Genomic DNA, 24525 nt, shown 5'->3' on the forward strand with positions numbered 1-24525 from the left:
GCCCGGTCCGGTAGCGTCGGCGCGATCGATCGTCGCGAGTGGAGAGGGGCGCGCAGGTGAGCAGCCCGTCGGGTTTCGGTGCGGCCATGGAGGGCCTGCTGCGGCAGGCGCAGGAACAGCAGCGCCGGCTGGCCGATCTCCAGCGGCAGCGCGCCGAACTGCGGGTCACCGGGGAGAGCCCGGACGGGCTGGTGCGGGTGACGGTGGACGGCGACATGAAGGTCGGCGACATCGAGCTCGACGCGCGGGCGATGCGGCTGGACAGCTTCTCCCTGGCCGAGGCGATGCAGGCGGCGATCGACGCCGCCTACGCGGCCTTCGAGGAGCGCCAGCGCGAGATGCTGAGCGAGATGCTCGGCGACTCCGAGATGGTCCGCCGGGCGCAGGACGGCACGCTGACCCCGGAGGACTGGTTCCGTCAGTTCGGGGTGGACGTGTCCGACCCGACCCGCAACCTGCGGCGCTGAACGAGAGGAGAGCCGGCGATGCCGAACACCGTCGACGTCGACGCGATCCGGAAGGCGGGCAGGATGCTCGACGCCCCGGACGGCCCGACTCAATACCTCCGCAACGTGGAGACGTTGCTGGGCGAGGTCAAGCTGCCCGGCGGCGCGCTGAGCTGGTTCGGCACCGGCGCGGTGGAGCGGCACAACGCGGCTGTGGACGGGCACCTGGACAACGTCCGCACCGGCGTGGAGCATCTGCGCAAGGCCGCCGCGCAGCTCGAACAGAGTGCGAAGAACTGGGAGAGGTCGGATCAGCCCTGGGTGGTCAAGTGACCGGCCGGGTCCGCCACGGGAAGGACACCTGATGCCTCCGGAGATCCTCATCGCCAACGCCTCGGGGACGGTGACCGGCACCGTGACGGTCGCCGAGACCACGGCTCCGGTCCGGTCGGCGGCGGCCATCGCCAAGGGCAACGTGGTCTGGATCGTCGCCTCGGCGGCGCTGATCGGCACGATCCTCTACCTGGAGTCGTTCGACAACCAGCAGGTCAACGAGTCGATCAAGAAGTGGGACGAGGCGGCCCGCCTGCTCGGCGCGGACCAGTTCGGCGCGGCCATGGCGGCGGTTCCGCCGGACGCGGCGGAGTGGGACTTCGACGACCGCGACGCGTTCGACCTGTTCCTCCGCAAGCTCGGGGCGGAGATCAACTCGCTGGCCGAGGCGTTCGCCGCCAACCGGGACACGCTCACCGCCGCCCGGGACGCGTACAACGACGCGATCTCCGGGCTGGCCCAGGCGCTCATGCCGATCCTGGTCGCGGTGATCGCGTCGATCGCGCTCCAGTTCTTCCCCGCCACCACCGCACTGGCGCAGGCCATCGGCATCGTCGGCCTGACCGCCACCGCCGCCGTGCTGGTCCTGGTCTTCGGCGAGATCAGCGCGCTGCTGCACGCGCTGCTGGCCGCCTTCCACACGGACAACCGGTTCACCTTCACCGCTGACTCCCGCCCGGGCTGGGCGCCGACCGGCTCGGACCCGGACATCAAGGACATCAAGATCGACTGGGTACGGGACGCCAAGTTCTACGGGTGACGGGAGCGACGCATGGACACCCTGCTCTTCTCGCTGCTGCTGTACGTCCTGCTGACCATCCCGGTCTTCGTGGTCCTGATGCTGTTCGCCGCGCTGACCCGCTCGGCGCGGCTGCGGCGGGCCGCCGAGGTGGTGTCGCTGAGCACCTGCGCGGCGCTTCTGGTGCTGTCGTTCCAGCGCGCGTTCGAGAAGCCGATGCTGTGGGCCGTGGTGGTGCTGCTGGTCGCGGTGCTGGTCTTCGGCGTGTCGATGATCGTCAAATCGTCACGCGAACGGTCCTGACCTCGGGCTTGACCGTCCAACCCGTACTGAGGGTGCGAGAACGCGTCTGTCGACAGTGGGATGTCGGAATACGACGATGGGCCAGCAGGGCTGCGCGGGTTGGACATCGTCCGCTACGGTTCGGATGAAGTGTCCGTCGGTGGGGTGTGTACGCCTTGCCGCGGGGGAGGGCGCGGCGGAACCGCCGCCACAAGATGACGGAAGGGTGTGAAGCATGGCGTTCGAGGTCAGTGCAGCGACTCTGCACACCGCCGCGAGTGACGTGCGGTCCACGCGCAGCGATGTCGACGGCGAGCTCAAGAAGCTGTGGAACGTGGTCGACGACCTGGCGATGGCCTGGAAGGGCCAGGCGTCCACGGGCTTCCAGAGCCTGATGACTCGCTGGAACGAGGACACCACGAAGCTGCTGACCGCGATGGACAACATCGCGGATCTGCTCGACAAGTCGGGCACCACGCACCAGGTCAACGACGAAGAGCAGCAGCAGATGCTGGACAAGTTCCACGCTGCTCTCAACCCGTGATCCGCGAAGACAGGCAGAGGAGGAATCGATGAGCATCAAGGTTGATTACGCTGTTCTGGAGAGCAGCAACCAGCAGATGCAGGCCATCTCGCGGACCATCGACGAGAAGCTGGACACGCTGCGGGCGATGCTGACCAAGCTCGAGTGGGAGGGCCAGGACCGGGCCGCCTACCAGCAGCACCAGGCCCAGTGGGACGCCGCCGTGCGGGACATCAACAAGGTCCTGAACGAGATCGGCGGCGCCGTGGGCATCGCGCGTGAGAACTACATGACCACGGAGATGAGCAACTCCAAGGTCTGGGGCAACTGACCCCCGACCGGTCCACAGCGGCTCCGCTCCGGCTCGCGCCGGGCGGAGCCGTCGTGTTTGTCAGGCGTCCTGCGGGACGTCGCGCCGGCCGGGCCGCCACCCGCGCCGGCGTCCGCGTACCACGATGGGGCGCAGCGTCAGCAGGACGCCGGCCAGCAGCGCGCCGACGACGGCCACCCAGATCGCGACGGTGCGCTGCCAGGCCAGCGGATCGGTGGGCGGCGCCGGTGGCGGCATCGCGCCCAGCGGCGGATCGCTCCGGGTGCCCAGCAGGCTGGTGACCGCCCGGTACGGGTTGACCATCCCGAAGCCGACCTCGGCGTTGTGCCCGTCGGGCGGGTTGTCGGCGGTACGGGTCAGCCGGTAGGCGACCTCGTCGGCGCTGATGTCCGGGTGTGCGGCCCGCACCAGCGCGGCCACCCCGGAGACGTACGCGGTGGCGAAGCTCGTCCCGCCCTGCGGCTCGGCCCGGTATCCCGATCCCTGCGGCGCGGGACCGACGATGTTCAGGCCGGGCCCGGCGATGTCCACATAGTCCCCGCTGACCGAGCTGCCGACGTGCCCGCCCTGCTCGTCGATTCCGGCGACGGCCACGACACCGTCGTACGCCGCCGGATAGGCCGGCCGGTCCTCCCGGTTCTCCTGCCGGTTGCCGGCGGAGGCGACGACCACCACGTCCTTGGCGAGCGCGTACTGCACCGCGGACTTCAGCGCCGGGTCGTCCAGCGTGACCAGGGACAGGTTGATCACGTCGGCGTCGTGGTCGACGGCCCAGCGGATCGCCTTGCCGATCTCGGCCGGCACGTCCGGGTCGAAGTTCTCCTTGTTCTCGGCCAGGACCCGCAGCGGCAGGATCTTCGCCTCCGGCGCGATGCCGGTGTACGGCGAGCCGGTGCCCTCCCGGCCGGCGATGATGCCCGCGACCATGGTGCCGTGGCCGACCAGGTCGCACTGCCCCTTCAGGCGGACGAGCTGGTTGAAGTCCTCACCCGGCAGCACCCGCCCGCGCAGCAGGGGGTGGGCCGGCGAGACCCCGGAGTCGATCACCGCCACGGTGGTTCCCGCGCCCTTGCCGATCCGCCACGCGGCGGCCGGGTCGAGGCGGCTCAGCGCCCACGGCACCTCGGTGGGTGCGGGGCCGCCGGCCGGGCCGCACTTCGGGGCGGCCTGCGCGGGCGCGGGCACCGCCAGCGCGCCGCCGAGCAGGGCGGTGACCGTCGCTCCGGAGAGGACGGACCTGATCCGGTGTCCGGCCCGGACGCGTCCCGTGGTCGCGCCCGGCCGCAAGCTGTCGCGCACGCGGTGAGATTACCCGCCGCGCCCGCCCGTGCGGGCACTCGTGGTGCCGGTCCGGGTCACCTGTCGGCGGTGGCGTCCCCGGCCGGCTCGGCGGCGAAGAGGGCCAGCAGGGCGCCGACCTGCTGGTCGGCCTCGGCCGGGTGCCGGAAGCGGCCCTTCGGGTTGATCGTGTACTCGTTGCGCCGTCCCACCCGCGTACGCCGCAGGTAACCCCCGGCCTCCAGGTCGGCGACGATGGCCTGGGCCGCCCGTTCGGTCACGCCCACCTCGTCGGCCACGTCGCGCAGCCGGGCGGTGGGGTTGCGCGCGATCGCGAGCAGCACGTGGCCGTGGTTGGTGAGGAAGGTCCAGTTACGGCGGCTCCCGTCCTCAACTGGTGTGGTCGCCATGGTGGTCATGCTATGGCCACCGCCGCCACCGGCCGAATCGGCGCGGGCCGAGGCGGGTGGCAACGGGAAAGTATGAAATGCGTATCACGAATCTTGACGGGCCCCGAGGTGCGTGTGACCGTGGGTCGCGAGGCCGTTCGGCCCGGTAGTTCCCCAGGTAGACGAGGTGAGGGACATGACGCCGAGCACCCCGGAGCAGGCACTGACCGAACTGCGTGCCGGTAACCACCGGTTCGTCACCGGTGCCCCGCAGCATCCGAATCAGGACGCCGGGCACCGCGCGGCTGTCGCCGACGGCCAGCATCCCTTCGCGGTGATCGTCGGCTGCTCCGACTCACGGCTCGCCGCCGAGATCATCTTCGACCGTGGTCTCGGTGACCTCTTCGTGGTGCGTACGGCCGGGCACACCGCCGGGCCGGAGGTGCTCGGCAGCGTCGAGTACGCGGTCACCGTGCTCGGCACGCCGCTCGTGGTGGTGCTCGGGCACGACTCGTGCGGCGCGGTCCAGGCCGCCCGGGAGGGGTTCCGGACCGGTTCCGCCCTGGTCGGGCACCTGGGCGCGGTGGTGGACGCGGTCTCGCCCAGCCTGCTGCGCGCCTCCCGCCAGGGCGTCGACGACCTCGACGGCATCATCGACGTGCACATCGCGCAGACCGTCGAGACGCTGCTGGCCCGCTCCGCCGTGCTGGCCGAGCGGGTGGCGGCCGGGCGGTGCACGGTGGTGGGCATGTCGTACCGGCTCGCCGGCGGCGAGGTGCGGACCGTGGCGCAGTCCCCGGCCCCGCTGCCCGCTCCGGCGGCGCCCGCCGATCCGGCGCTGGCCGGCTGAGCCGTCGGGAAGACGAAAAGGGGCCGCCCGAGGGCGGCCCCTTTCACCGTGTCCGGGTCAGAGCAGCGACATGTGGACGTGGTCGGTGTGGTTCGACGGTCCGCTGTACGAACTCCAGCCGGTGGCCGGGAACCAGATCTGCCGGTTCCAGATGACGTAGTAGATGCCCAGCCGGTCGGCGTTGCGGATGAGGAACGCGGCGACCTCGTTGCCGTACCGGCGGGTGTCGTTGTTGTGCCAGGGCGCGAAGCCGCTGTTCTGGAGCGACCAGTCGCACGCCTTGCCCTTGGGGTGCTCCCACGGCCCGCCGGGCCGGTAGCAGCCCACGAAGCGCTTGAAGCCCGCGCGGCGGACCTCCTTGTACGCGTGCAGCGTGCGCGGGGTGACGCAGCCCGACGTGGTCGGGTCGTCCTCGCTGCACGACTCGGCCTTCCAGCCGCCGTCGGCCGTGCGGCCGGGGGCGATCTTGGCGACCGGTGAGGTGGCGGAGACCAGGCCGCCGGTGAAGCCGAGACCGCCGACGAGCTTCAGCGCGCGCTCGGCCTGCACCTTCTCGCGCTCCATCGCGTTCTTCTGCTTCTCCTGCTCGCGCACCTCGGCGTCGAGCGCGATCTTGGCCTGCTCGGCGCGGGTCTTGACCGCGTTGATGGCGGCCAGGCGCTGCGCGTTGAGGAGGTTCAGCTCGTCCAGGGCGTTGACGCGGCGGACGAACGAGTCGGGCGAGTTGCTCTCCAGCAGCATCGCCATCGCGCCCATCCGGCCGGTCCGGTAGGACTGGGCGGCGAGCTGGTTGACCTGCGGGCTGAGCGCATCCAGCTCGGCCTGTGCCGTCTTCACCTCGGCCGCCAGCCGCCGCTGGCGGTCCTGCGACTTGGCGAGCTTCGCCTTGGCCTGGAGGAAGTTCCGGTTGGCGGCGTCGATCGCCTCGGTGATGAGCGGCGGTTCGCCGTCCTCCTCGTGGCCCGAGGGGGTGCCGGGGGCCGCCGCGGTGGGTGCCGCGGTCGCCGGAGTCGGCCCGGCCAGCACTGCCAGCGAGGTCAGCACGGCCACCACGGGTGTCAGCCAGCGGCGCAGGGGTGCCGTCACAGTGTTCCCTTCCGTCGGCCGCCGACCGGGTTAGCTGACGGGTTCGGGACGGAAGTGGCCCCTACCGCTGTCGCGGATTCACCCCATGTACCTGGTTCCCCGGCTCGCCCGCGGGCGATTGGGCGGCGGCACCGCTGGCGCCGGTGCGCGCCTTCGGCGGTGACCGGCAGCGAGGTTACCTGACAGCACTCCTGAGGATCTACGTCCGGAAGCCGACCAATAGCGAGATTTCGCCGTGGCGCACCGTGACCAGCGTCGCGTTTGAAATCGATGGTCACGCTGCGGAGTGTCACCATGCGGCCTCCGTACTCTTCCCGCCGCCGAGCGCCTCCAGCGCGTCGTCCCGTCCGGCCGGCGGCCGGGCCGCGGGTGGCGCCGGCTCCGCGCCGCGCGAGCGCCGTCCGGCGGTGGTCACGACCGCGGCCAGTCCGGTCGTCAGCGGTACGGCGGCGATCAGGCCGAGCGTGGCCACCGCGCTGCGGACGATCTCCTGGGCGAGGAACTCGCTCGTGAGGATCTCGCTCACCGGGCGGGAGTCGGCGACCAGCAGGAGCAGCAGCGGCAGCGAGGCGCCCGCGTACGCCAGCACGATGGTGTTGACGGTGGACGCGATGTGCGCCCGGCCGACCCGGGTCGCCGCCCGGTAGAGCTGCCGCCGGGACAGGCCGGGGTTGGCGTGCGCCAGTTCGGTGACGGTGGCCGCCTGGGTGACCGTGACGTCGTCCAGCACGCCCAGCGAGCCGATGATGATGCCGGCCAGCAGCAGGCCGTGCAGGTCCACGTCGCCCTGGAACATGGACAGCGTGGTGGCGTCCTCGCTGCCGAATCCGGTCAGGTGGGTGGCGGACGTGGCGAGCAGGCCGAGCACGCCGGTGACCACCAGGCTGCCGAGCGTGCCGAGCACCGCCACCGACGTCTGCGCGGTGACGCCGTGGGTCAGGTAGAGCACCACGAACATGATCAACGCGGCGCCCACGATCGCCACCAGCAGCGGAGGCTGGCCGGCGCCGATGCCCGGCAGCACGAAGCCGAGCAGGATGGCGAAGCTGGCCACCAGGCCGCCGAGCGCGGCGAGACCGCGCCAGCGGCCGAACGCCACGATCGCGGCGGCGAAGAGCACCATCAGCCAGATCAGTGGCGTGCCGCGCTGGTGTTCGGCGATGTTGTAGGACTTCACCGCCGGGTCGGCCGGGTCGGTCAGCTCGACCAGGACGACCTCGTCGCCGACCGCGACCCGGGGTGCGCCCGGCCCGGCCGGGATCGGCGTCTCGACCTGCCGGCCCGCGTCCGGGCCCTGCTCGACGGTCGCCGTCACCGTGCCACAGGGGCCACCTGCGCCGTCCGGGGACTCCGGGGTCGGCGGGCAGGGTTCGGTGACCACCCGGGTCACGGTGCCGTGGTAGCGGGGGACGTCCGCGCCGCCGACCGGCTCCCGGTCCTGCCGGGGCCAGAGCACCAGCGCCGCGATCACGGTGATCACGAACAGCGGCACCACCACGGCGACGAGCAGCCGTCGTACGCCCGGCGGCGCGGCGGGTGCGGGGTGGGTGTGGTCGGCACCCATGGCGTCTCTCCCAACGGTCGCGGCGACGCCTGGTCCGCCGGACCGGTCTGGTCACCCGGCCGGCGTGGACGTGTCGACCACGTCCGGGTCGTCGCCCGGCCATGGTAGGCAACCCGGCCGGGCGCTTCCGGGCACCGTGACCGTGACGCGCGCTCCGCGCGGATCAGCCCAGGCCGGCCCGGCGTCGCCGGTACTCGTCCTCGTCGATCTCGCCGCGGGCGTACCGCTCGTCCAGGATGCGCCGGGCCGTCGTCGGGCCCAGGTACTGCGGGCCGGTCCACCGCACGGCCGCCCAGACGAGCCCCGCCAGCACCGCGAGCACCAGCAGGGACCAGATCCACATCCAGCCCATCATCGGGCTCTGCCACATCATCGGGCCGCCCTCCGTCCGTCGCCGCGGGTCCGCCGGGCCGGCCTGCCCGCCACTTCGACGGTACGACCGGCACGACCGCGTCGGCGCGGGTCGATGTGCCCCGCTACGAGGGCCGGAGGTCCCGCTCAGCCGCGCTTCATCAGGCGGCCGACGGCGGCCATCATCTCGGTGGCCATCTCGTCGGCCCGGCCCTCGGCGGCGCCCTCGTGCATGCAGTGCCGGGCGTGGCCGTCGAGCAGGCCCAGGCCGACCTTGTCCAGCGCCGCCTGGATGGCCGAGATCTGGGTCAGCACGTCGATGCAGTATCGGTCGTCCTCGACCATCTTCTCGATGCCACGGACCTGGCCCTCGATCCGGCGGAGCCGGGCGAGGAGTTGGTCCTTGCTGGCGGTGTAGCCCCGGGTCGGGCTGGACGGCGCGGTCATGAAACCGAGGATAGCGTACCCCTCGGGGGTATGCTAACGTTCCGAACGTACCCCTGGGGGGTATCAGATCGGAGGGCGAGATGGAGACCACCTACCAGGTGAGCGGCATGACCTGCGGGCACTGCGTCAACTCGGTGAGCACCGAGCTGAGCGCGCTGCCGGGCGTCACCGACGTCCAGGTCGACCTGGCCAGCGGCCGGGTCACCGTCACCAGTCAGGACCCGCTGGACGCGGACGCGGTCCGCGCGGCGGTCGACGAGGCCGGCTACGACCTCGTCGGTGCGTGACGGGTCCGACGACCCGTAGAAACCGAGGAGACACCATGAACACGGCGACGAAGCTCAGCGGCTTCGCCCTCGGCCTCGTGGCGGTGTTCGGCGCGGCGTACGGGATCGGCAACCTGGCCGATCCCGTCGCCCCGGCCGCCGAGACCCGCCACGACGACAGCGACAGCGACCACGGGGCCGGCGACACCGGCCACGGTGACGAGAGCGGCCCCTCCGCGCACCTGCCCGGCGGGCTGCTCGTCTCCGAACGCGGCTACACGTTCCAGCCCGCCACCGCCCCGGCCGGGCAGTTCGCCTTCCGGATCACCGGCCCGGACGGCGCGCCGGTCACCCGCTTCGAGGTGGCCCACGACAAGCGCATGCACCTGATCGTCGCCCGCCGGGACCTGTCCGGGTTCCGGCACGTCCACCCGGAGATGACCGGCGACGGCACCTGGCGGGTCGCCTCGCCGCTCGGAGGCCCCGGCGTCTGGCGGGCCTTCGCCGACTTCACCCCCGAGGGCGGCGAGCCCCTGACCCTCGGCCTGGACGTCACGGTCCCCGGCGAGCTGACCGCCCGGCCGCTGCCGGCGCCGGTGACCAGCACCACAGTCGACGGCTACACGGTCACCCTGGCCGGAACGCCGGAGCCGGGCCGCACCAGCCGGCTCACGCTCTCCGTCAGCCGCGACGGGCGGCCGGTCACCGACCTTCAGCCCTACCTCGGCGCGTACGGGCACCTGGTGGCGCTGCGGCAGGGCGACCTGGCGTACCTGCACGTGCACCCGGAGGGGATGCCCGGCGACGGGCGCACCCCCGCCGGTCCGGCGATCACGTTCGCGGCCGAGGTGCCCTCCGCCGGGGCGTACCGTCTCTACCTGGACTTCCGGCACGGCGACGCGGTGCACACCGCCGAGTTCACCGTCCTGGCCGGCGACCGGACCGCGCCCGCGCCCGCCGCGCCGGCATCCACCACCGCACCGACCCCGGACGCCGGACACGGCACCCCGGGGCACGGGCACAGTTGAGCGCCGGAGGTGCCGCGATGACTGCCACGGGAAAGGCGCTGCCCACCGCGCCGAACCTGATCGAACTGGCGATCGGCGGGATGACCTGCGCGTCCTGCGCCGCCCGGATCGAGAAGAAGCTCAACCGGATGGACGGCGTCGAGGCGACCGTGAACTACGCCACCGAGAAGGCCACCGTCCGGTACGCCGACGACATCGCGCCGGCCGACCTGATCGCCACCGTCGAGAAGACCGGCTACACCGCAGTGGTGCCGCCGCCGCCCGAGCAGGCGGACGCCGCCACGGCCGGGGAGCCGGTGGACGAGCTGCGCACGGCGCGTACGCGGCTCTGGGTCTCCGCCGTGCTCACCCTGCCGGTGATCGTGCTCGCCATGGTTCCGGCCTGGCAGTTCGACTACTGGCAGTGGGCCTCGCTCACCCTGGCCGCCCCGGTGGTGGTCTGGGGCGGGCTGCCGTTCCACCGCGCCGCGCTGGTCAACCTGCGGCACGGCGCCGCGACCATGGACACGCTCGTCTCGCTCGGCACGCTGGCCGCGTTCGGCTGGTCGCTCTGGGCCCTGTTCCTCGGCACCGCCGGCATGCCCGGGATGACGCACGCGTTCAGCTTCGCCATCACCCGCGGCGACGGAGCCGGCAACATCTACCTGGAGGCCGCCGCCGGGGTGACCGTGTTCATCCTGGCCGGGCGGTACTTCGAGGCCCGCTCCAAGCGCACCGCCGGGTCGGCGCTGCGCGCCCTGCTCGAACTCGGCGCCAAGGACGTGGCGGTGCTGCGCGACGGGCAGGAGACCCGGATCCCGGTCGGCCGGCTCGCGGTCGGTGACCGGTTCGTGGTCCGGCCCGGCGAGAAGGTCGCCACCGACGGCGTGGTCGAGGAGGGCACGTCCGCAGTCGACGCCAGCATGCTCACCGGCGAGTCGGTGCCGGTCGAGGTGGGGCCCGGCGACGCCGTGGTCGGCGCGACTGTGAACGCCGGCGGTCGCCTGGTGGTCCGCGCCACCCGGATCGGCGGCGACACCCAGCTCGCCCAGATGGCGCGGCTGGTGGAGCAGGCGCAGACCGGCAAGGCGGCGGTGCAACGGCTCGCCGACCGGATCTCCGGCGTGTTCGTGCCGATCGTGATCGCGCTGGCCGCCGGCACGCTCGGCTGGTGGCTCGGCACCGGCTCCGGGCCGACCGCCGCGTTCACCGCCGCGGTGGCCGTACTGATCATCGCCTGCCCGTGCGCACTCGGCCTGGCCACGCCGACCGCGCTGCTCGTCGGCACCGGGCGCGGCGCGCAGCTCGGCGTGCTGATCAAGGGGCCGGAGGTGCTGGAGTCCACCCGCCGGGTCGACACAGTGGTGCTGGACAAGACCGGCACCGTCACCACCGGCCGGATGGCGCTGGCCGAGGTGCTGCCGGCCGACGGAGAGGACGCCGCCGAGCTGCTCCGGGTGGCCGGCGCGCTGGAGGCCGCCTCCGAGCACCCGATCGCGCGGGCCGTCGCCGAGGCTGCGGCCGAGGCCGGGGCGCTGCCGCCGGTCGGCGAGTTCGCCAACGCCGAAGGGCTGGGCGTGACCGGCACCGTCGACGGCCGGACCGTGGTGGTCGGCCGGGCCCGGCTGCTGCGGGAGCGGGGTCTCGACGTACCCGAGGAGGTCGTGCGGGCCGCGACCGGCGCGGAGGCCGCCGGGCGCACGGCGATCCTGGCCGGCTGGGACGGGCGGGCCCGCGGTGTGCTCGCGGTGGCCGACGCGGTGAAGCCGACCAGCCGGGCGGCGGTCGCCCGGCTGCGTGAGCTGGGCCTGAAGCCGGTGCTGCTCACCGGCGACAACACCACCGTGGCGAAGGCGGTGGCGGCCGAGGTCGGCATCGACGAGGTGATCGCGGAGGTGCTGCCCGCCGACAAGGTCGACGTGGTCGAGCGGCTCCAGCGCGAGGGCCGGGTGGTCGCCATGGTCGGTGACGGGGTGAACGACGCCGCCGCGCTGGCCCGGGCCGACCTCGGGCTGGCCATGGGCACCGGCACCGACGCGGCCATCGAGGCCGCCGACCTGACGCTGGTCCGGGGCGACCTGATGGTCGCGGCGGACGCCATCCGGCTCTCCCGCCGGACGCTGGCGATCATCAAGGGCAACCTGTTCTGGGCGTTCGCCTACAACGTCGCGGCGCTGCCGCTGGCGGCGGCCGGGCTGCTCAACCCGATGCTTGCCGGGGCGGCCATGGCGTTCTCGTCGGTCTTCGTGGTGGGCAACAGCCTGCGGCTGCGGCGCTTTCGCCCGATCGGGCGAGGGGATTGAGCCGACGGCCGACGGGGTAACCAGTTGTCGTCAGGCAACCGCATCAGTGGAGGTCATCATGGGTCTGGACGACAAGATCGACAACGCTTCCCAGGACACCGCGGGCAAGGTCAAGGAGGGCGTCGGCCGGGCGACCGACAACGAGCGCCTCGAGGCCGAGGGCCGCAACGACCAGGCGGGCGCCAAGCTCAAGCAGGCCGGCGAGAAGATCAAGGACGCCTTCAAGAGCTGAGTACGCGACGCACACACACCACCGGGTCGGCCCACGGGCCGGCCCGGAGTGCTGTCCGGGCGCGGGTCAGCGCGGCCGGTCACCGGCCAGGCGCGCGGCGCGTACCTCCAGGTAACGCCGTTCCGGCAGGCTCGTGGTGGCCCGCGCGGCGGCCAGGTACGCGGCCCGGGCCGCCGTACGGTCGCCGGCCAGGTCGAGCAGGTGCGCGCGGACGGCGGCGAGCCGGTGGTGGCCCGCGGTCCGATCGTCGCCGTCGAGCGTGGCCAGCAGCGCCAGCCCGGCGCGCGGGCCGTCCACCATGGCCACCGCGACGGCCTGGTTGAGCGTGACCATCGGGTTCGGCGCGACCCGCGCGAGCACCCGGTAGAGCGCGACGATCTGCCGCCAGTCGGTGTCCTCGGCGGTGGTTGCCTCCGCGTGCACCGCGGCGATCGCCGCCTGCACCTGGTACGGCCCCGGCGCCGACCAGGTGAGCGCCTCGGTCACCAGCGCCACCCCCTCGGCGACGGCGTTTCGGTCCCAGCGGGTGCGGTCCTGCTCCGCCAGCGGCACCAGCTCGCCGTCCGGCCCGGTACGGGCGGCCCGGTGCGCGTCGGTGAGCAGCATCAGCGCCAGCAACCCGGCCACCTCGCCGTCGTCCGGCAGCAACCGGCGCAGCTCCCGGGTCAGCCGGATCGCCTCCCCGGTCAGCTCGGCCCGGTGCAGCGCCTCGCCGCTGGACGCGGTGTAGCCCTCGTTGAAGATCAGGTAGAGCACGCGCAGCACCGCGCCCAGCCGCTCGTCCCGGTCGGCCGGCGAGGGCAGCGTGAAACGCGCGCCGGCCGCCTCGATCCGCTGCTTCGCCCTGCGGATCCGCTGGCTCATCGTCGCCTCCGGCACCAGGTACGCGCGGGCGATCTCGGCCGTGCTCAACCCGCCCACGGCGCGCAGCGTGAGCGCCACCTGCCCGCTCACCGGCAACGCCGGATGGCAGCAGAGGAACAGCAGCTTCAACGTGTCGTCGGCGCCGGGCGGCTCCTCGTCGGCGGGCGGGGCGACAGCCGCGTACGCGGACTGCCGGACCGCCACCGCCACCTCGCGTTCCCGGCGGGCGTGCTCGCTGCGCCACTCGTCGGTGAGCCGGCGCATGGCCACGGTGACCAGCCAGGAGCGGGGATGGTCCGGCAGGCCCTGCTCCGGCCACTGCAAGGCGGCGGCGAGCAGCGCCTCCTGGACGGCGTCCTCGCAGGCGTAGAACTGGCCGTGCCGGCGGACCAGCACGCCGAGGACCTGCGGCGCGAGCGTGCGCAGCAGGTCCTCGACCACAGGTGCTGTCACATCTCCGTCCCGGCCTGCTCCATCACCGCGCGCACCTCCAGCACGCCGAAACCGTGCCGGACGTCCGGCCAGCGCGCGGCGATCTCGGCGGCCCGTTCCGGGGTCTCGCAGTCGACGGTCAGGTAGCCGGCGAACTGCTCCTTGCTCTCCATGAACGGCCCGTCGGTGATCTCGACGCCGCCGGCCGCCGGGCGGGCCGTACGGGTCTGCGAGGGATGGGCCAGCGCCTCGCCGCCGACCAGCTCGCCGGACTCGGTCAGCTCCTTCATGATCTCGTCGACCTCACCGAAGATCGCGGTGCGCTCCGCCTCGGTCAGCTCCTCCACGAAGCCGGGCCGGTTCCAGATCAGCAGCATGTACTTCACGGTGCACTCCTCGGATGCGGGCCACCGGCGGTGGCGCCTCGCAGACGGGTCGGAGCCGGTCCGCCCGATCCGACATCATCCCCCGGGAAGTTCAGCGACCCCCGCGAAGCGGACGGCGCGCCGGTCGGCCCGGGTCGAGCGAGGCCCGGTCGGCCGCGCTGGTGCCGGAGACCCAGCCCTGCTCGTCGCGCACCTGGAGCCGGTGCCGGGTGGTGCCCGGGAAGAGCTGGTCGACGCGTTCCCGGACGGCGTCCGAGCGGGCCGCGAGCACCGGCAGCAGGCGGTCGTCGTCGAGTTCCTCGGCCGCCGCCGCGCTCGCCTCCCGCAGCCGGTCGCCGATGCGCAGCGCGAACGCGTTGAGGAACGACTCGTCGTAGCCCTTCGTGCGCCGCCCGCCGGCCCGGCCGCGCTCACCCCGGCCGCGCAGCATCGCGGCGGTGGCCTGCACGAGCAGCGAGGTGTGCAACAGCTCGACCGCCGCCAGATCGGCCGGGAAGCCGAGCACCGTGGCGAAGCCCAGGTCGTCGGACCACACCGACTCGCACCGGTTCGCCGCCGCCACCTCCTGGATCAGCAGCGCCTTCGCCGCCGCGTACGGGGCGTCGACGCCGATCCGCACGCCGCCCGGGCCGCCGGGCCGCTCGGCCCCGGCGTCGAGCAGCGCCGCGTCGATGCTGTGCCGGGCCATCAGCTCCTGTGCCTTCGCGGTGAACGCCTCCGCCTCGGCCGGGTAGCCGGTCGACTCGGCCTTGGCGAGCAGCGCGCGTACCCGGTCGAGCATCCGGGAACCGCTCGGCGTCGCGGCGGCAAGTGCGGTGCCGGCCGAGCCGGGTGGCGGGCGGAGCGCCGCGACCGGCGGCAGCCCCGCCACCAGGACGACCGCGTCCACCGCGTCCCGCAGCGTGGTGATCCGGTCGCCGTCGGCCCGCCGGTCCAGCCAGCCCGCGTCGTCGTCCCAGCGGGCACCGGTCTCGGTGAGCTGTTCGTCGAACCAGGCCGGAACCGGCGCGGGCAGGGTGCGCCGCTGCGCGGCCATCGCGTCGCGCAGCAGCCGGGCGCCGCGCGGGGTGAGCCGTCGGGTGGCGAGCCGGTCCAGGTCGGCGGGCTGCCAGCCACGCGGCCAGAGCCGGCCCACGTCCCGGGTCAGCCGGGCGAGCAGCGCCGCGTCCACGGCCGCGCCGTCGGCGACCACGAGCCCGTCGAGGGCTCGCTCGGCAGCGCGTACGTCGGTGCCGCGCGCGGTCGCGACGGCGGCGTCGAGCAGTTGCTCGGCTGGTGACACGGGTGGCTCTCCCTGGACTCCGACAGGCGGCAGGTCGTCCACCCCGGCACCGACGGTACCCGGCCGCCCGTTCAACCGTCCGGGCCCGGCGTCCGTACTCCTGCCCGGAGCGGGGCGGGGCGACGGACGGAGATCGACGTGGGCGGGCATGACCGGGGGCTGCACCGGCGACGGCGGAGGTCGCGATCAGGGCGGTTCCTGGCGGTGGTCCTGGTCGGTGCCGTGCTCGCCGCCGGCGGGTACGCCGCGCGGCATCCGGACCTGCTGGACCGCATCGAGGTCCGGCGGACCGTGCCGGCGGCGGCACCGAGCGCGCCCGCACCGGGCGCCCGCCCCACGCCGACTGCCGCGCCGACGCCGGTCCCGGCGGCCGGCCGGGTGGCCCCCGGCATCGGCTATCCGGCCCGGGGCGCCGGCACCTTCCGGACCGCCGACACGGTCGGCGCGGTCGCCGGTAGCGCCGGTGAGCTGCTGCGCTACCGGGTCGCGGTCGAGGACGGCATCCGCAACGTGGACGTGGAACGCTTCGCCCGGGACGTGGCCGCCACCCTCGCCGACCGGCGCGGCTGGACCGGCGACGGCCGGTGGCGGCTGCAACGGGTGGGCCGCGACGACCGGGCCGACTTCACGGTGCTGCTCACCACGCCGGTGACGCGCGGGCGGTTGTGCGGCGACCCGAGCGACCGCTACACGTCCTGCCGCAACGGCGACCGGGTGGTGATCAACGTGGCCCGCTGGGTGTACGGGGTGCCGCACGTCAGCGACCTCTCCCGGTACCGGCAGTACCTGCTCAACCACGAGGTCGGTCACCGGCTGGGCCGCGGCCACGAGCGCTGCCCCCGCGCCGGTGGCCCGGCGCCGGTGATGGTGCAGCAGACGCTCGGCCTGCACGGCTGCACGCCGAACCCGTGGCCGCTGGTGGGCGGGGAACCGCTGGCCGGGCCGCCCGGTCAGTACGACGACCCGGTCCCGGCCGGCGACCGCTGAGCCGGCCCGGCGGCCGGGCCGACGCGTGGCCCGGCCGGGCCGTCACCGGGAGAACGAGGCCCAGATGTTCTTGGTCTTCTCGGTGGCGTACCAGCCCACGTCGAGCGAGACCGACTGGGCCAGGAAGAGGCCCCGCCCGCCCGAGTCCGTCGGGCTGATGTCGGTCAGCTCCGGCACCGAACTGACGTCGTGGTCGGCCACGTCGAGCAGGAACCGGTCGTCGGTGGCGAGCAACGTGATGATCGTGGGCGGGCGGCCGTGCCGCAACGCGTTGCTCGCCAGTTCGGTGGCGACCAGCACGACCAGGTGCGGCACCTCGTCCAGGTCCTCACCCTGCACCAGCCCGTGCCGGTTCAGCGCCTCGCGCAGCGACGCGCGCAGGCCGCGCAGATCCTCGGGACTGTCAAGCACCCATCGCTCCAGCTCCGAGGCCTGTGGTGGCGGCGGCGAGGTGCGCAACTGTCCCATGATCTGGCTTTACCCTGCGTAGCCGTTCGTTAAGCAGATCAGCGCCGCAGCAGCGCGAAGACGCCCCACCCCAGGTACTCGCGCTGGAAGCGGACGTACCGCATCGGATCCTCGGTCAGCTCCCGCCGCAGTTCCGGGGCCAGTTCGTCGTCCGGGTTGGCGTCGAGCCAGCGGCGCAGGTTCAGCCAGTGCGCGGCGGCGTACCGGTCCCAGCTGTCCTGGTCGGCGAGGACCATCTCGACCAGATCCCAGCCGCAGTCGCCGAACGACGCGACCAGGCCGGGCAGGTCGGTGAACTCGTCGCGGGACCGGGCGTGCGAGCCGGTGACCGCCTCGTCGTCCGGCGGGTCCCGCCGCCAGTAGGGCTCGCCGACGAGCGCCATGCCTCCCGGCCGCAACGCCCGGTCGAGCAGCTCCAGCGTCCCGGGCACCCCGCCGCCGATCCAGGTCGCGCCGACGCAGGCGGCCACGTCGACCGGCCGCTCCGGGGTGTACGCCGCGGCGTCGCCGTGCACGAAACGTACCCGGTCGGCCACGCCCAGTTCGGCGGCGCGTTCCCGGGCGGCGGCGGTGAAGACGGTGCTCAGGTCGACCCCGGTGCCGGTGATCCCGTGGTCCCGGGCCCAGGTGCAGAGCAGTTCCCCCTTGCCGCTGCACAGATCCAGCAGCTCGTCGCCGGGGCGCAATCGGATCGCCCGGCCCAGTGTGGCCAGCTTGACGTCGTCGATCGGGTTGAGGACGCGCAGCTCGCCCTCGCGGATGGTGAACTGGCGCGGCAGGTCCGGTGAGGTCATCCGTGGAGGGTGCCGCCGCCCGGTGACGCGGAGCAACGGAATTCCGGTCTGGGCCGGTCCGGGTGTCCTGGGGTACGGTCACCGCATGGTGGTCGAGGAACACTGGTGGAACGGCGTCAGCAACCCTCGCGGACGGCGCGACGTATACATCCGTACCGACGGAAGCCAGTGGCAGGTCCAGGCGCAGATCGGCGGGGCGAGCGGCCGGTCGAAGATTCAGCAGTGCCCGAGCCGCGGCTCGGCGACGATCCTGGCCGGCGCGTGGCGTGCGAGCGGCTCCGGCTGGCGCGAGATGCCGCGCTGACCGCACGCTCAGTCACGAGGGCCGTGCACAGCGCGGTCGACGAGTGACTCGGCGACCTCCCGCAGCTTGCGGTTGGAGTCCTGGGACACCCGGGCCAGAATGGCGAACGCCTCGTCGGCCGTGCAGCGACGCTGTCCCATGATGATGCCCTTCGCCTGCTCGATCACGGCCCGGCTCTGCATCGCCTCCTGCATCTGCTGCGCCAGCGTGGCCGTGCTCTCGTAGAGGTGGACGTTCGCGAGCGCGATCGCGGCGTACCCGGCCAGCGTCTGTGCCAGCTCGACCTGCCGGTCCAGGACGCCCGGCGCCGCGCCGTAGATGTTCAGCGCGCCGACCACGGCCTCCTGGATGGGCAGGCCGATGGAGAGCGAACTGGCGGCGCCCGCCCCGTGCGCCCGGGCCGCCCACTCCGGCCAGCGGCTCTCCGCCGCCATGTCCGACACCAGCATGGCGGTGCCGGTGGTGGCGGCGTCCAGGCACGGGCCGCGGCCGTGGGCGTACTGCCACTCGTCGAGCGTCAGCGCCAGCTCGCCGGTGTACGCGGCGGTGTGCGCCTGCGTGCCCTGGACCAGGGTGACCGAGACCTCGGCGGTCCCGGGCAGGGTGTCCTTGGCGACTTGGACGATGGTCGACAGCACCACGTCGAGGTCGACCTCGTCGTACTTGATCCGACCGAGTCTGATCAGGGCAGCGGCGAGGTCGGGGTGGGCCTGCGGCATGAGCGGTGACGTCCTTGGGGGAAGCGGCGGGGATCGGCCCGTGGTGACGGACCGGCACCCCGATACCGGCATGGTTCGGGACCGGCGCCGCTTCTTGACGCTCGTTCGTGACGCCCCGGACGGGACGTCGACGATCAGGACAACTCTACGACCCGGAGCGGGTCGGTAGGACGGGACGTGCCCACCCGTCGGCGGCGGCCGGTAACGCGGGCCGATCGACGACCTCGAACGCGGTGAGCGTGCCGGTGACGCCGAGGACGCGCCGGACCACCTGGGAGGGCCGGTGCAGGACCAGCCGCCGGCCGTGTCCGGTGAGCACCCGCTGCGCCAGCACCAGCGCATTCGTGCCGTACGCGCCGAAGAAGCTGACCTCTGCCAGGTCGATCACCACGAGCGGGGCGGGCGCCGCGACGGCGGACTCCACGAGTTCCGTGAGCAGGTGGGCGTTACTGAGGTCCACCTCGCCGGCCACCGAGATCTGGGTCACGTCCGTGCCCACGTGGCAGCTCAGCCACATGATCGGCTGTTCGTCGGACACGGCACCCCCACCTCAACGTCCGAGGAACTCCCGGCGGCGCTCGCCGGGAGCAGGAGGGCGCATGTCTTGACCCGTACCCGAAGATACGCCGACGGGGTGGACATCGCAGCGTGGGACGAGTTCGGACCCACCGGTCCCGGGTACCGTCATCGCAACGAGCGCTGCCGATGATCCCCGTCAGGACAGGACGAGAGCATGGAAGCCCCCCGCATCGACCCCGGCGAAGCCCTCGCGGAGCTGAGCCGGATCCGGCTCGACGAGGTGGCGCTCGACGCCGTCCTGGCTCGCGTCGCCGACCTGGCGAACCGGGCGGTGCCGGGCAGCGCCGAGGTGTCCGTCTCCCTGGTGCAGGCCGGCGCGAACCGGGCCATCGCCTACACCAGCGACCTGGCCCGCAGCCTCGACGAGTGGCAGTACGAGCACGACGACGGCCCCTGCCTGGACGCCTCGGTCAGCGCGGTGAGCATCTCCTTGCCCGACCTGACCGACGAGCCGCGCTGGCCCGGCTGGGCGGCGCGGGCCCGCGCCGCGGGCATGCAGAGTTCGCTGTCGATCGGGCTGCCGATCCAGGAGGCGGTCACCGGGGCACTCAACGTCTACGGGGGCACGACACACGCGTTCGACAAGGCGTCGATCGAGCTGGCGGAGGAGTTCGCCGCGTACGCGGCGGTGGCGCTCGCCAACGCCCACCTCTACGAGAGCACCGCGACGCTGGCCCGGCAGATGCAGGAGGCGATGCGCAGCCGGGCCGTGATCGAGCAGGCCAAGGGCATCATCATGGGGCAGCGGCGCTGCTCGGCCGAAGAGGCGTTCACGCTGCTCGCCAAGCTTTCCCAGGACTCCAACCGCAAGCTGCGCGAGGTGGCCGAGGCGCTCGTCTCGAAGGCCGCCGCCCGCTGACCCGCCCACGTCGTCACGGGGCGTGAAACCGTCGTGAAACCGCGCTGATCCCGCCGGCCGCCACGGTTGCGGGCATGACGACGACTACCTCCCCCGGCGCGATGATCGAGGCGTCCGGGCTGCGCAAGGCGTACCGGAGACAGGTGGTGCTCGACGGTGTCGACCTGCGCGTACCCGAGGCCACTGTCTTCGCGCTGCTCGGCCCGAACGGCGCCGGCAAGACCACCACCGTGCAGATCCTCTCCACGCTGATCCGCCCCGACGCCGGCACCGTCCGGGTCGCCGGCCACGACCTGACCGCCGAACCGGACCGGGTACGCGCCGCGATCGGTGTGACGGGCCAGTTCTCCGCCGTGGACTCGCTTCTCACCGGCGCGGAGAACCTGCGGCTGATGACCGACCTGCGGCATCTGGGCCGGGTCGAGGGACGGCGGGTGGTGGACGACCTGCTGGCCCGCTTCGACCTGACCGATGCGGCGGGCAAGCCGGTGGCGGCGTACTCGGGCGGGATGAAGCGCCGGCTGGACCTGGCGATGACGCTCGTCGGCCGCCCCCGGCTGATCTTCCTGGACGAGCCGACGGCCGGCCTGGACCCGCGCAGCCGCCGGGCCATGTGGCAGATCGTCCGGGAACTGGTGGCCGAGGGCGCCACCGTCTTCCTCACCACCCAGTACCTGGAGGAGGCCGACCACCTGGCCGACCGGGTCGCGCTGCTCGACGGCGGTCGCCTGGTCGCCGAGGGCAGCCCGGCCGAGCTGAAGCGGCTGGTGCCCGGCGGCCACGTACGCCTGCACTTCACCGCCGCGGCGCACCTGGCCGCGGCGGCCGGGCTGTTCCCGGCGGCCACCCGGCACGACGACGACCTCACCCTGCGAGTGCCGGGCGACGGGAGCGTCAACGGGGTACGGGCGCTGCTCGACCGGCTCGACGAGGCCGGTGTCGCGGTCGAGTCGCTGAGCCTGCACACCCCCGATCTGGACGACGTCTTCCTGGCCCTCACCGGCCACCCCACCGAGGAGAAGGTGACAGCATGAGCACGCTCGCCCACACCGTCGCGGATTCGGCGACCATGCTGCGCCGCAACCTGAAGCACGCGGTGCGCTACCCGTCGTTGACAGTCATGGTGATCGCCCTGCCGGTGATCTTCCTGCTGCTGTTCGTCTACGTCGTCTTCGGCGGCACGCTCGGCAACGGGCTCGGCGGTGTGGCCGGGGGCCGGTCCGCGTACGCCGACTACGTGACCCCCGGCATCCTGTTGCTCGCCATGGCCGGCGCAGCACAGGGCACCGCGATCGCCGTGGCCATGGACATGACCGAGGGCATCGTGGCCCGGTTCCGCACCATGTCCATCGCCCGCGCGGCGGTGCTCACCGGCCACGTGGTGGGCGCGGTGACGCAGACGTTGCTCGGGCTGGTGGTGGTGGTCGCCGTGGCGTTGCTGGTCGGCTTCCGGCCGGACGCCGGTCCGGCGCAGTGGCTCGCGGTGAGCGGATCGCCCTCGCCCGGGTCGTCGCCGGGCGGTCCGGCCCAGTACGCGAGTCCCGCCTCCGCCTCGGCGAGGGCGGCCGCGTGCTCACCCGCGCGGGCGTGCCGGGCCGCCGCCGAGGCGTGCCGCAGCACCGCCGCCGCGTCCACCTGCGCGTCGGTGAGCGCCAGCCGGTAGCCGGTGGCGGTCCGGACGATCAGGTCGGCGCCCAGCTCGGCGCGGGCCCGGGAGACCAGGATCTGCAACGCCTTCACCGGATGCCGGGGCGGATCGTCCGGCCAGAGCGCGTCCACCAGCGCGCCGGTGCCGGAGCCGAGCCGGTCGGCCAGCAGCGCCAGCAGGCCGCGCAGCCGGGCACCGCCGACCGGCACACCCCGGCAGACCACGTCCGACAGCAGGGTCAGTTCGGTGGTCACCGGGCCAGCGTAGGCGGCGGACCGGCCCGTCACGGTCCCCGCGCCGGGTGGGTGCGTGAAGGCGGCGTGAAAAGCGGCGGGTGGCCCGTACCGGATGTGTCAAAGCCGTCGACCGTCCGCACCCGGCCCGGCTGGTATGGCCCGCAAAGCACGTACTGACGCGGGAGGCGGAAGTGGTACGAGATCGGGCGGACGGGTGCACCGGATTCCGGGTGGCCGCCGGTGCCGTCGTGGTGGTGGGCGCGGCGCTGGTGGCGGCCGGGGTTTTCGCACCGGACGAGCGGCCCGGGCGGGTCCTGGTGATGGCGGGCGTCGTCGGGGCGTACGCCGCTGTGGTGGCCGATCTGCGCGCGGTCGCGGCGGTGGCCGCGTTGGGTGCGGCGGTCTTCGTCGGTTTTCTGGCGCACCGGTACGGCGAGCTGATCGGGACGGGTGATGCCTGGTCCCAGGCCGTGCCGATCGGGTTCGCCGCGGTGCTCGGCACCGGCTACCGGCATCTCCGGTCGATCGGCGCCGAGGCCCGTGCGGTGACCCGGATCACCGGCCAGGGAGGCGGCGTGAAAAGCGCGTCAAGAAACCGCGGCCCCGCGTGATGGTCGCGTCAAGAACCCTGTCCGTCCGGCGGATCCGGCGTTGTGATTGCCCGGCGCGGCCGGGAGGCGGTCGCGAGGACATCTTCCGCTAGGAGAGATCAGCCGTGTCTGACGTGCTGTTCGTGTTGCTGACGGTGGGGCTGTTCGCGGCTCTCGCCCTCGTGGTGAGGGGCGTGGAGAAGCTGTGAGCGCCGTCAACGCCGTCGGCCTGGTGCTGGCGATCGGCCTGGGCGTGTTCCTGGTCGTCGCCCTGCTGTTCCCGGAGCGCTTCTGATGAGCATGACCACAGCCGGCGTGCTCTTCGTCCTGTCGCTGGTGGCGGCGCTGGTCGCCGTGCACCGGCCGTTCGGCGACCACATGTACCGCGTGGTCGCCGGAACCCGGTCGTCCCTCCTCGAGCGGGGGATCTATCGCCTGGTCGGGGTCAACCCGGCCGCCGAGCAGACCTGGGGCGTGTACGCCCGCTCGGTGCTGGCCTTCTCGGCCGTCTCCCTGTTGTTCCTGTACGCGTTCCAGCGCCTGCAGAACCACCTCTGGCTCTCGCTGGGCTTCGACCCGGTGGTGCCGCACGGCGCCTGGAACACCGCCGTGTCGTTCGTGACCAACACGAACTGGCAGTGGTACTCGGGTGAGTCGACGATGGGCCACCTGGTGCAGATGGCCGGCCTGGCGGTGCAGAACTTCGTCTCGGCCGCTGTCGGTATCGCCGTGGCGGTGGCGCTGGTCCGGGGTTTCGCCCGCAGCCGCACCGGCGAGCTGGGCAACTTCTGGGTCGACCTGACCCGGGTCACGCTGCGGATCCTGCTGCCGATCGCGGTGCTCGGCGCGCTCGCGCTGATGCTCGGCGGCGTGGTGCAGAACCTGTCCGGCGGCACCGACGTGACCACGCTGACCGGCGGCACCCAGACCGTCACCGGCGGGCCGGTGGCGAGCCAGGAGGTCATCAAGGAGCTGGGCACCAACGGCGGCGGCTTCTACAACGCCAACAGTGCCCACCCGTTCGAGAACCCGACCGCGTGGACGAACTGGCTGGAGATCTTCCTGATCCTGGTGATCCCGTTCAGCCTGCCGCGGGTCTTCGGCCGGATGGTGGGCCAGAAGCGGCAGGGCTACGCGATCGTCGCCGTGATGGCGATCCTGGCGGTCGCCAGCATCACTCTCACCAACGTCTTCGAGCTGACCGGCGACGGCACCGTGCCGCAGGCGGTCGGCGCCGCGCTGGAGGGCAAGGAGGTGCGCTTCGACGTGTCGAACTCGGCCACGTTCGCGGCGGCCACCACGCTCACCTCCACCGGCGCGGTCAACTCGTTCCACGACTCGTACACCGCGTTGGGCGGCATGATGACGCTGGGCAACATGATGCTCGGCGAGGTCGCCCCCGGCGGCGTCGGCGCCGGCCTGTACGGGCTGCTGATCCTCGCGGTGATCACGGTGTTCGTGGCCGGCCTGATGGTCGGGCGCACCCCGGAGTACCTGGGCAAGAAGATCGGCGCGCGCGAGATCAAGTTCGCCTCGATGTACTTCCTGATCACCCCGGCGCTGGTGCTCGCCGGCACCGCTGCCGCGTTCGCCACCGGCAACGCCTCGACAGCGCTGAACGTCGGGCCGCACGGTCTGTCCGAAGTGCTCTACGCGTTCACCTCGGCGAGCAACAACAACGGCTCCGCGTTCGCCGGCATCACGGTGAACACGCCGTGGTGGAACATCGCACTCGGGCTCTGCATGCTGCTCGGCCGGTTCCTGCCGATCATCTTCGTGCTCGCCCTGGCCGGCTCGCTGGCCCGCCAGCAACCCACACCCGCCTCCGAGGGCACCCTGCCGACCCACCGGCCGCTGTTCGTCGGCATGGTCGTCGGCGTCACCGTGGTCCTCGTCGCGCTCACCTTCCTTCCCGCACTCGCGCTCGGCCCGCTGGCCGAAGGGCTGTGA

The 24525-nt window shown here is 73.0% G+C and carries 32 protein-coding genes and 1 riboswitch; of the genes, 19 read left to right on the forward strand and 13 right to left on the reverse strand.

Annotated elements, in window-relative coordinates; genetic code table 11:
• Positions 1 to 56 precede the first annotated feature (56 nt).
• From ACN27D_RS17365 to ACN27D_RS17390, 6 genes are all read left to right on the forward strand, one after another.
• Positions 57 to 467 carry a YbaB/EbfC family nucleoid-associated protein gene (locus ACN27D_RS17365; protein ID WP_358171168.1) on the forward strand — a complete coding sequence of 137 codons (411 nt, stop codon included), beginning with the start codon at positions 57 to 59 and terminating at the stop codon, positions 465 to 467.
• 18 nt (positions 468 to 485) lie between these two features.
• Positions 486 to 779 (forward strand): hypothetical protein, encoded by a 294-nt coding sequence (locus ACN27D_RS17370; RefSeq protein ID WP_421499494.1) that lies wholly within the window; start codon positions 486 to 488, stop codon positions 777 to 779.
• Between the two features lie 31 nt (positions 780 to 810).
• Complete coding sequence (locus ACN27D_RS17375) at positions 811 to 1539, forward strand: hypothetical protein (protein ID WP_121684416.1); 729 nt, start codon at positions 811 to 813, stop codon at positions 1537 to 1539.
• A 12-nt stretch (positions 1540 to 1551) separates the two neighbouring features.
• Entirely contained in the window at positions 1552 to 1821 is a 270-nt protein-coding gene (locus tag ACN27D_RS17380) for a hypothetical protein (protein WP_252449938.1), read from the forward strand.
• 214 nt (positions 1822 to 2035) lie between these two features.
• Complete coding sequence (locus tag ACN27D_RS17385) at positions 2036 to 2344, forward strand: WXG100 family type VII secretion target (protein WP_013283772.1); 309 nt, start codon at positions 2036 to 2038, stop codon at positions 2342 to 2344.
• 28 nt (positions 2345 to 2372) lie between these two features.
• Positions 2373 to 2654 carry a WXG100 family type VII secretion target gene (locus ACN27D_RS17390; RefSeq protein WP_013283773.1) on the forward strand — a complete coding sequence of 94 codons (282 nt, stop codon included), beginning with the start codon at positions 2373 to 2375 and terminating at the stop codon, positions 2652 to 2654.
• A 60-nt stretch (positions 2655 to 2714) separates the two neighbouring features.
• On the opposite strand, the gene mycP is transcribed toward ACN27D_RS17390, so the two are convergent.
• Both mycP and ACN27D_RS17400 read right to left on the reverse strand, forming a co-directional pair.
• Positions 2715 to 3953, reverse strand: a complete 1239-nt coding sequence (gene mycP, locus ACN27D_RS17395) for a type VII secretion-associated serine protease mycosin (protein WP_233585693.1) — start codon at positions 3951 to 3953, stop codon at positions 2715 to 2717.
• Between the two features lie 56 nt (positions 3954 to 4009).
• Complete coding sequence (locus ACN27D_RS17400; RefSeq protein WP_120571957.1) at positions 4010 to 4351, reverse strand: helix-turn-helix transcriptional regulator; 342 nt, start codon at positions 4349 to 4351, stop codon at positions 4010 to 4012.
• Positions 4352 to 4517: 166 nt separating this feature from the next.
• Between ACN27D_RS17400 and ACN27D_RS17405 the strand changes: the two genes are divergently transcribed.
• Complete coding sequence (locus ACN27D_RS17405) at positions 4518 to 5171, forward strand: carbonic anhydrase (protein ID WP_120571956.1); 654 nt, start codon at positions 4518 to 4520, stop codon at positions 5169 to 5171.
• Between the two features lie 57 nt (positions 5172 to 5228).
• Here ACN27D_RS17405 and ACN27D_RS17410 read toward each other — a convergent pair whose 3' ends face one another.
• From ACN27D_RS17410 to ACN27D_RS17425, 4 genes are all read right to left on the reverse strand, one after another.
• Complete coding sequence (locus ACN27D_RS17410; protein WP_120571955.1) at positions 5229 to 6257, reverse strand: coiled-coil domain-containing protein; 1029 nt, start codon at positions 6255 to 6257, stop codon at positions 5229 to 5231.
• Positions 6258 to 6261: 4 nt separating this feature from the next.
• A riboswitch (cyclic di-AMP (ydaO/yuaA leader) is annotated at positions 6262 to 6392 on the reverse strand.
• A 154-nt stretch (positions 6393 to 6546) separates the two neighbouring features.
• Complete coding sequence (locus ACN27D_RS17415; protein WP_121684420.1) at positions 6547 to 7821, reverse strand: YibE/F family protein; 1275 nt, start codon at positions 7819 to 7821, stop codon at positions 6547 to 6549.
• Between the two features lie 163 nt (positions 7822 to 7984).
• A complete protein-coding gene (locus ACN27D_RS17420; RefSeq protein ID WP_357797555.1) occupies positions 7985 to 8164 on the reverse strand; it encodes an SHOCT domain-containing protein in 180 nt (59 codons plus the stop codon).
• A gap of 155 nt (positions 8165 to 8319) precedes the next feature.
• Positions 8320 to 8619 (reverse strand): metal-sensitive transcriptional regulator, encoded by a 300-nt coding sequence (locus ACN27D_RS17425; RefSeq protein ID WP_013283780.1) that lies wholly within the window; start codon positions 8617 to 8619, stop codon positions 8320 to 8322.
• Positions 8620 to 8699: 80 nt separating this feature from the next.
• Here ACN27D_RS17425 and ACN27D_RS17430 point away from each other — a divergent pair, with 80 nt between their 5' ends.
• From ACN27D_RS17430 to ACN27D_RS17445, 4 genes are read left to right on the forward strand one after another with little or no spacing between them, the layout of a single operon-like run.
• Entirely contained in the window at positions 8700 to 8906 is a 207-nt protein-coding gene (locus ACN27D_RS17430; protein ID WP_421499495.1) for a heavy-metal-associated domain-containing protein, read from the forward strand.
• 35 nt (positions 8907 to 8941) lie between these two features.
• Positions 8942 to 9913, forward strand: coding sequence for a hypothetical protein (locus ACN27D_RS17435; RefSeq protein ID WP_421499496.1), 972 nt, complete (start codon positions 8942 to 8944; stop codon positions 9911 to 9913).
• A gap of 17 nt (positions 9914 to 9930) precedes the next feature.
• Positions 9931 to 12195 (forward strand): heavy metal translocating P-type ATPase, encoded by a 2265-nt coding sequence (locus tag ACN27D_RS17440; protein ID WP_421499497.1) that lies wholly within the window; start codon positions 9931 to 9933, stop codon positions 12193 to 12195.
• A 58-nt stretch (positions 12196 to 12253) separates the two neighbouring features.
• Positions 12254 to 12427 carry a CsbD family protein gene (locus ACN27D_RS17445; RefSeq protein ID WP_013283784.1) on the forward strand — a complete coding sequence of 58 codons (174 nt, stop codon included), beginning with the start codon at positions 12254 to 12256 and terminating at the stop codon, positions 12425 to 12427.
• A gap of 66 nt (positions 12428 to 12493) precedes the next feature.
• Here ACN27D_RS17445 and ACN27D_RS17450 read toward each other — a convergent pair whose 3' ends face one another.
• From ACN27D_RS17450 to ACN27D_RS17460, 3 genes are all read right to left on the reverse strand, one after another.
• A complete protein-coding gene (locus ACN27D_RS17450; RefSeq protein ID WP_421499498.1) occupies positions 12494 to 13744 on the reverse strand; it encodes an RNA polymerase sigma factor in 1251 nt (416 codons plus the stop codon).
• The gene (locus tag ACN27D_RS17455) at positions 13741 to 14100 is read right to left on the reverse strand and encodes a YciI family protein (RefSeq protein ID WP_233585707.1); all 360 of its coding nucleotides are present in this window, start codon (positions 14098 to 14100) and stop codon (positions 13741 to 13743) included. Before ACN27D_RS17455 ends, ACN27D_RS17450 begins: the two co-directional genes overlap by 4 nt.
• 100 nt (positions 14101 to 14200) lie before the next feature.
• The gene (locus ACN27D_RS17460; RefSeq protein ID WP_358171178.1) at positions 14201 to 15391 is read right to left on the reverse strand and encodes a DUF2786 domain-containing protein; all 1191 of its coding nucleotides are present in this window, start codon (positions 15389 to 15391) and stop codon (positions 14201 to 14203) included.
• 204 nt (positions 15392 to 15595) lie between these two features.
• On the opposite strand from ACN27D_RS17460, the gene ACN27D_RS17465 reads away from it, so the two are divergent.
• Entirely contained in the window at positions 15596 to 16378 is a 783-nt protein-coding gene (locus tag ACN27D_RS17465) for a DUF3152 domain-containing protein (protein WP_421499499.1), read from the forward strand.
• 42 nt (positions 16379 to 16420) lie between these two features.
• Here ACN27D_RS17465 and ACN27D_RS17470 read toward each other — a convergent pair whose 3' ends face one another.
• Positions 16421 to 16846 carry an ATP-binding protein gene (locus ACN27D_RS17470; protein ID WP_120571945.1) on the reverse strand — a complete coding sequence of 142 codons (426 nt, stop codon included), beginning with the start codon at positions 16844 to 16846 and terminating at the stop codon, positions 16421 to 16423.
• 38 nt (positions 16847 to 16884) lie between these two features.
• The gene (locus ACN27D_RS17475) at positions 16885 to 17640 is read right to left on the reverse strand and encodes an SAM-dependent methyltransferase (protein WP_421499500.1); all 756 of its coding nucleotides are present in this window, start codon (positions 17638 to 17640) and stop codon (positions 16885 to 16887) included.
• Positions 17641 to 17725: 85 nt separating this feature from the next.
• Between ACN27D_RS17475 and ACN27D_RS17480 the strand changes: the two genes are divergently transcribed.
• Positions 17726 to 17944: a hypothetical protein gene (locus ACN27D_RS17480; RefSeq protein WP_120574013.1), complete on the forward strand. Its 219-nt coding sequence runs from the start codon at positions 17726 to 17728 to the stop codon at positions 17942 to 17944.
• Positions 17945 to 17952: 8 nt separating this feature from the next.
• Here ACN27D_RS17480 and ACN27D_RS17485 read toward each other — a convergent pair whose 3' ends face one another.
• Positions 17953 to 18663, reverse strand: coding sequence for a GAF and ANTAR domain-containing protein (locus tag ACN27D_RS17485; RefSeq protein ID WP_120571943.1), 711 nt, complete (start codon positions 18661 to 18663; stop codon positions 17953 to 17955).
• Positions 18664 to 18808: 145 nt separating this feature from the next.
• Positions 18809 to 19201, reverse strand: coding sequence for an STAS domain-containing protein (locus tag ACN27D_RS17490; RefSeq protein WP_233585696.1), 393 nt, complete (start codon positions 19199 to 19201; stop codon positions 18809 to 18811).
• A 195-nt stretch (positions 19202 to 19396) separates the two neighbouring features.
• On the opposite strand from ACN27D_RS17490, the gene ACN27D_RS17495 reads away from it, so the two are divergent.
• The 6 genes from ACN27D_RS17495 (at position 19397) to kdpA (ending at position 24525) form a co-directional block, all read left to right on the forward strand.
• Positions 19397 to 20101: a GAF and ANTAR domain-containing protein gene (locus ACN27D_RS17495; protein ID WP_121684427.1), complete on the forward strand. Its 705-nt coding sequence runs from the start codon at positions 19397 to 19399 to the stop codon at positions 20099 to 20101.
• A gap of 74 nt (positions 20102 to 20175) precedes the next feature.
• Positions 20176 to 21135, forward strand: coding sequence for an ATP-binding cassette domain-containing protein (locus ACN27D_RS17500; RefSeq protein ID WP_421499501.1), 960 nt, complete (start codon positions 20176 to 20178; stop codon positions 21133 to 21135).
• 86 nt (positions 21136 to 21221) lie between these two features.
• Positions 21222 to 21764: a hypothetical protein gene (locus ACN27D_RS17505; RefSeq protein ID WP_421501160.1), complete on the forward strand. Its 543-nt coding sequence runs from the start codon at positions 21222 to 21224 to the stop codon at positions 21762 to 21764.
• Positions 21765 to 22215: 451 nt separating this feature from the next.
• Positions 22216 to 22596 carry a hypothetical protein gene (locus tag ACN27D_RS17510; protein ID WP_421499502.1) on the forward strand — a complete coding sequence of 127 codons (381 nt, stop codon included), beginning with the start codon at positions 22216 to 22218 and terminating at the stop codon, positions 22594 to 22596.
• A 184-nt stretch (positions 22597 to 22780) separates the two neighbouring features.
• Complete coding sequence (gene kdpF, locus ACN27D_RS17515) at positions 22781 to 22870, forward strand: K(+)-transporting ATPase subunit F (protein WP_036343797.1); 90 nt, start codon at positions 22781 to 22783, stop codon at positions 22868 to 22870.
• Positions 22870 to 24525, forward strand: coding sequence for a potassium-transporting ATPase subunit KdpA (gene kdpA, locus ACN27D_RS17520; RefSeq protein WP_121684430.1), 1656 nt, complete (start codon positions 22870 to 22872; stop codon positions 24523 to 24525). Before kdpF ends, kdpA begins: the two co-directional genes overlap by 1 nt.

The organism is Micromonospora sp. WMMD1274, from assembly GCF_049179035.1.
GTDB lineage: Bacteria > Actinomycetota > Actinomycetes > Mycobacteriales > Micromonosporaceae > Micromonospora > Micromonospora tulbaghiae.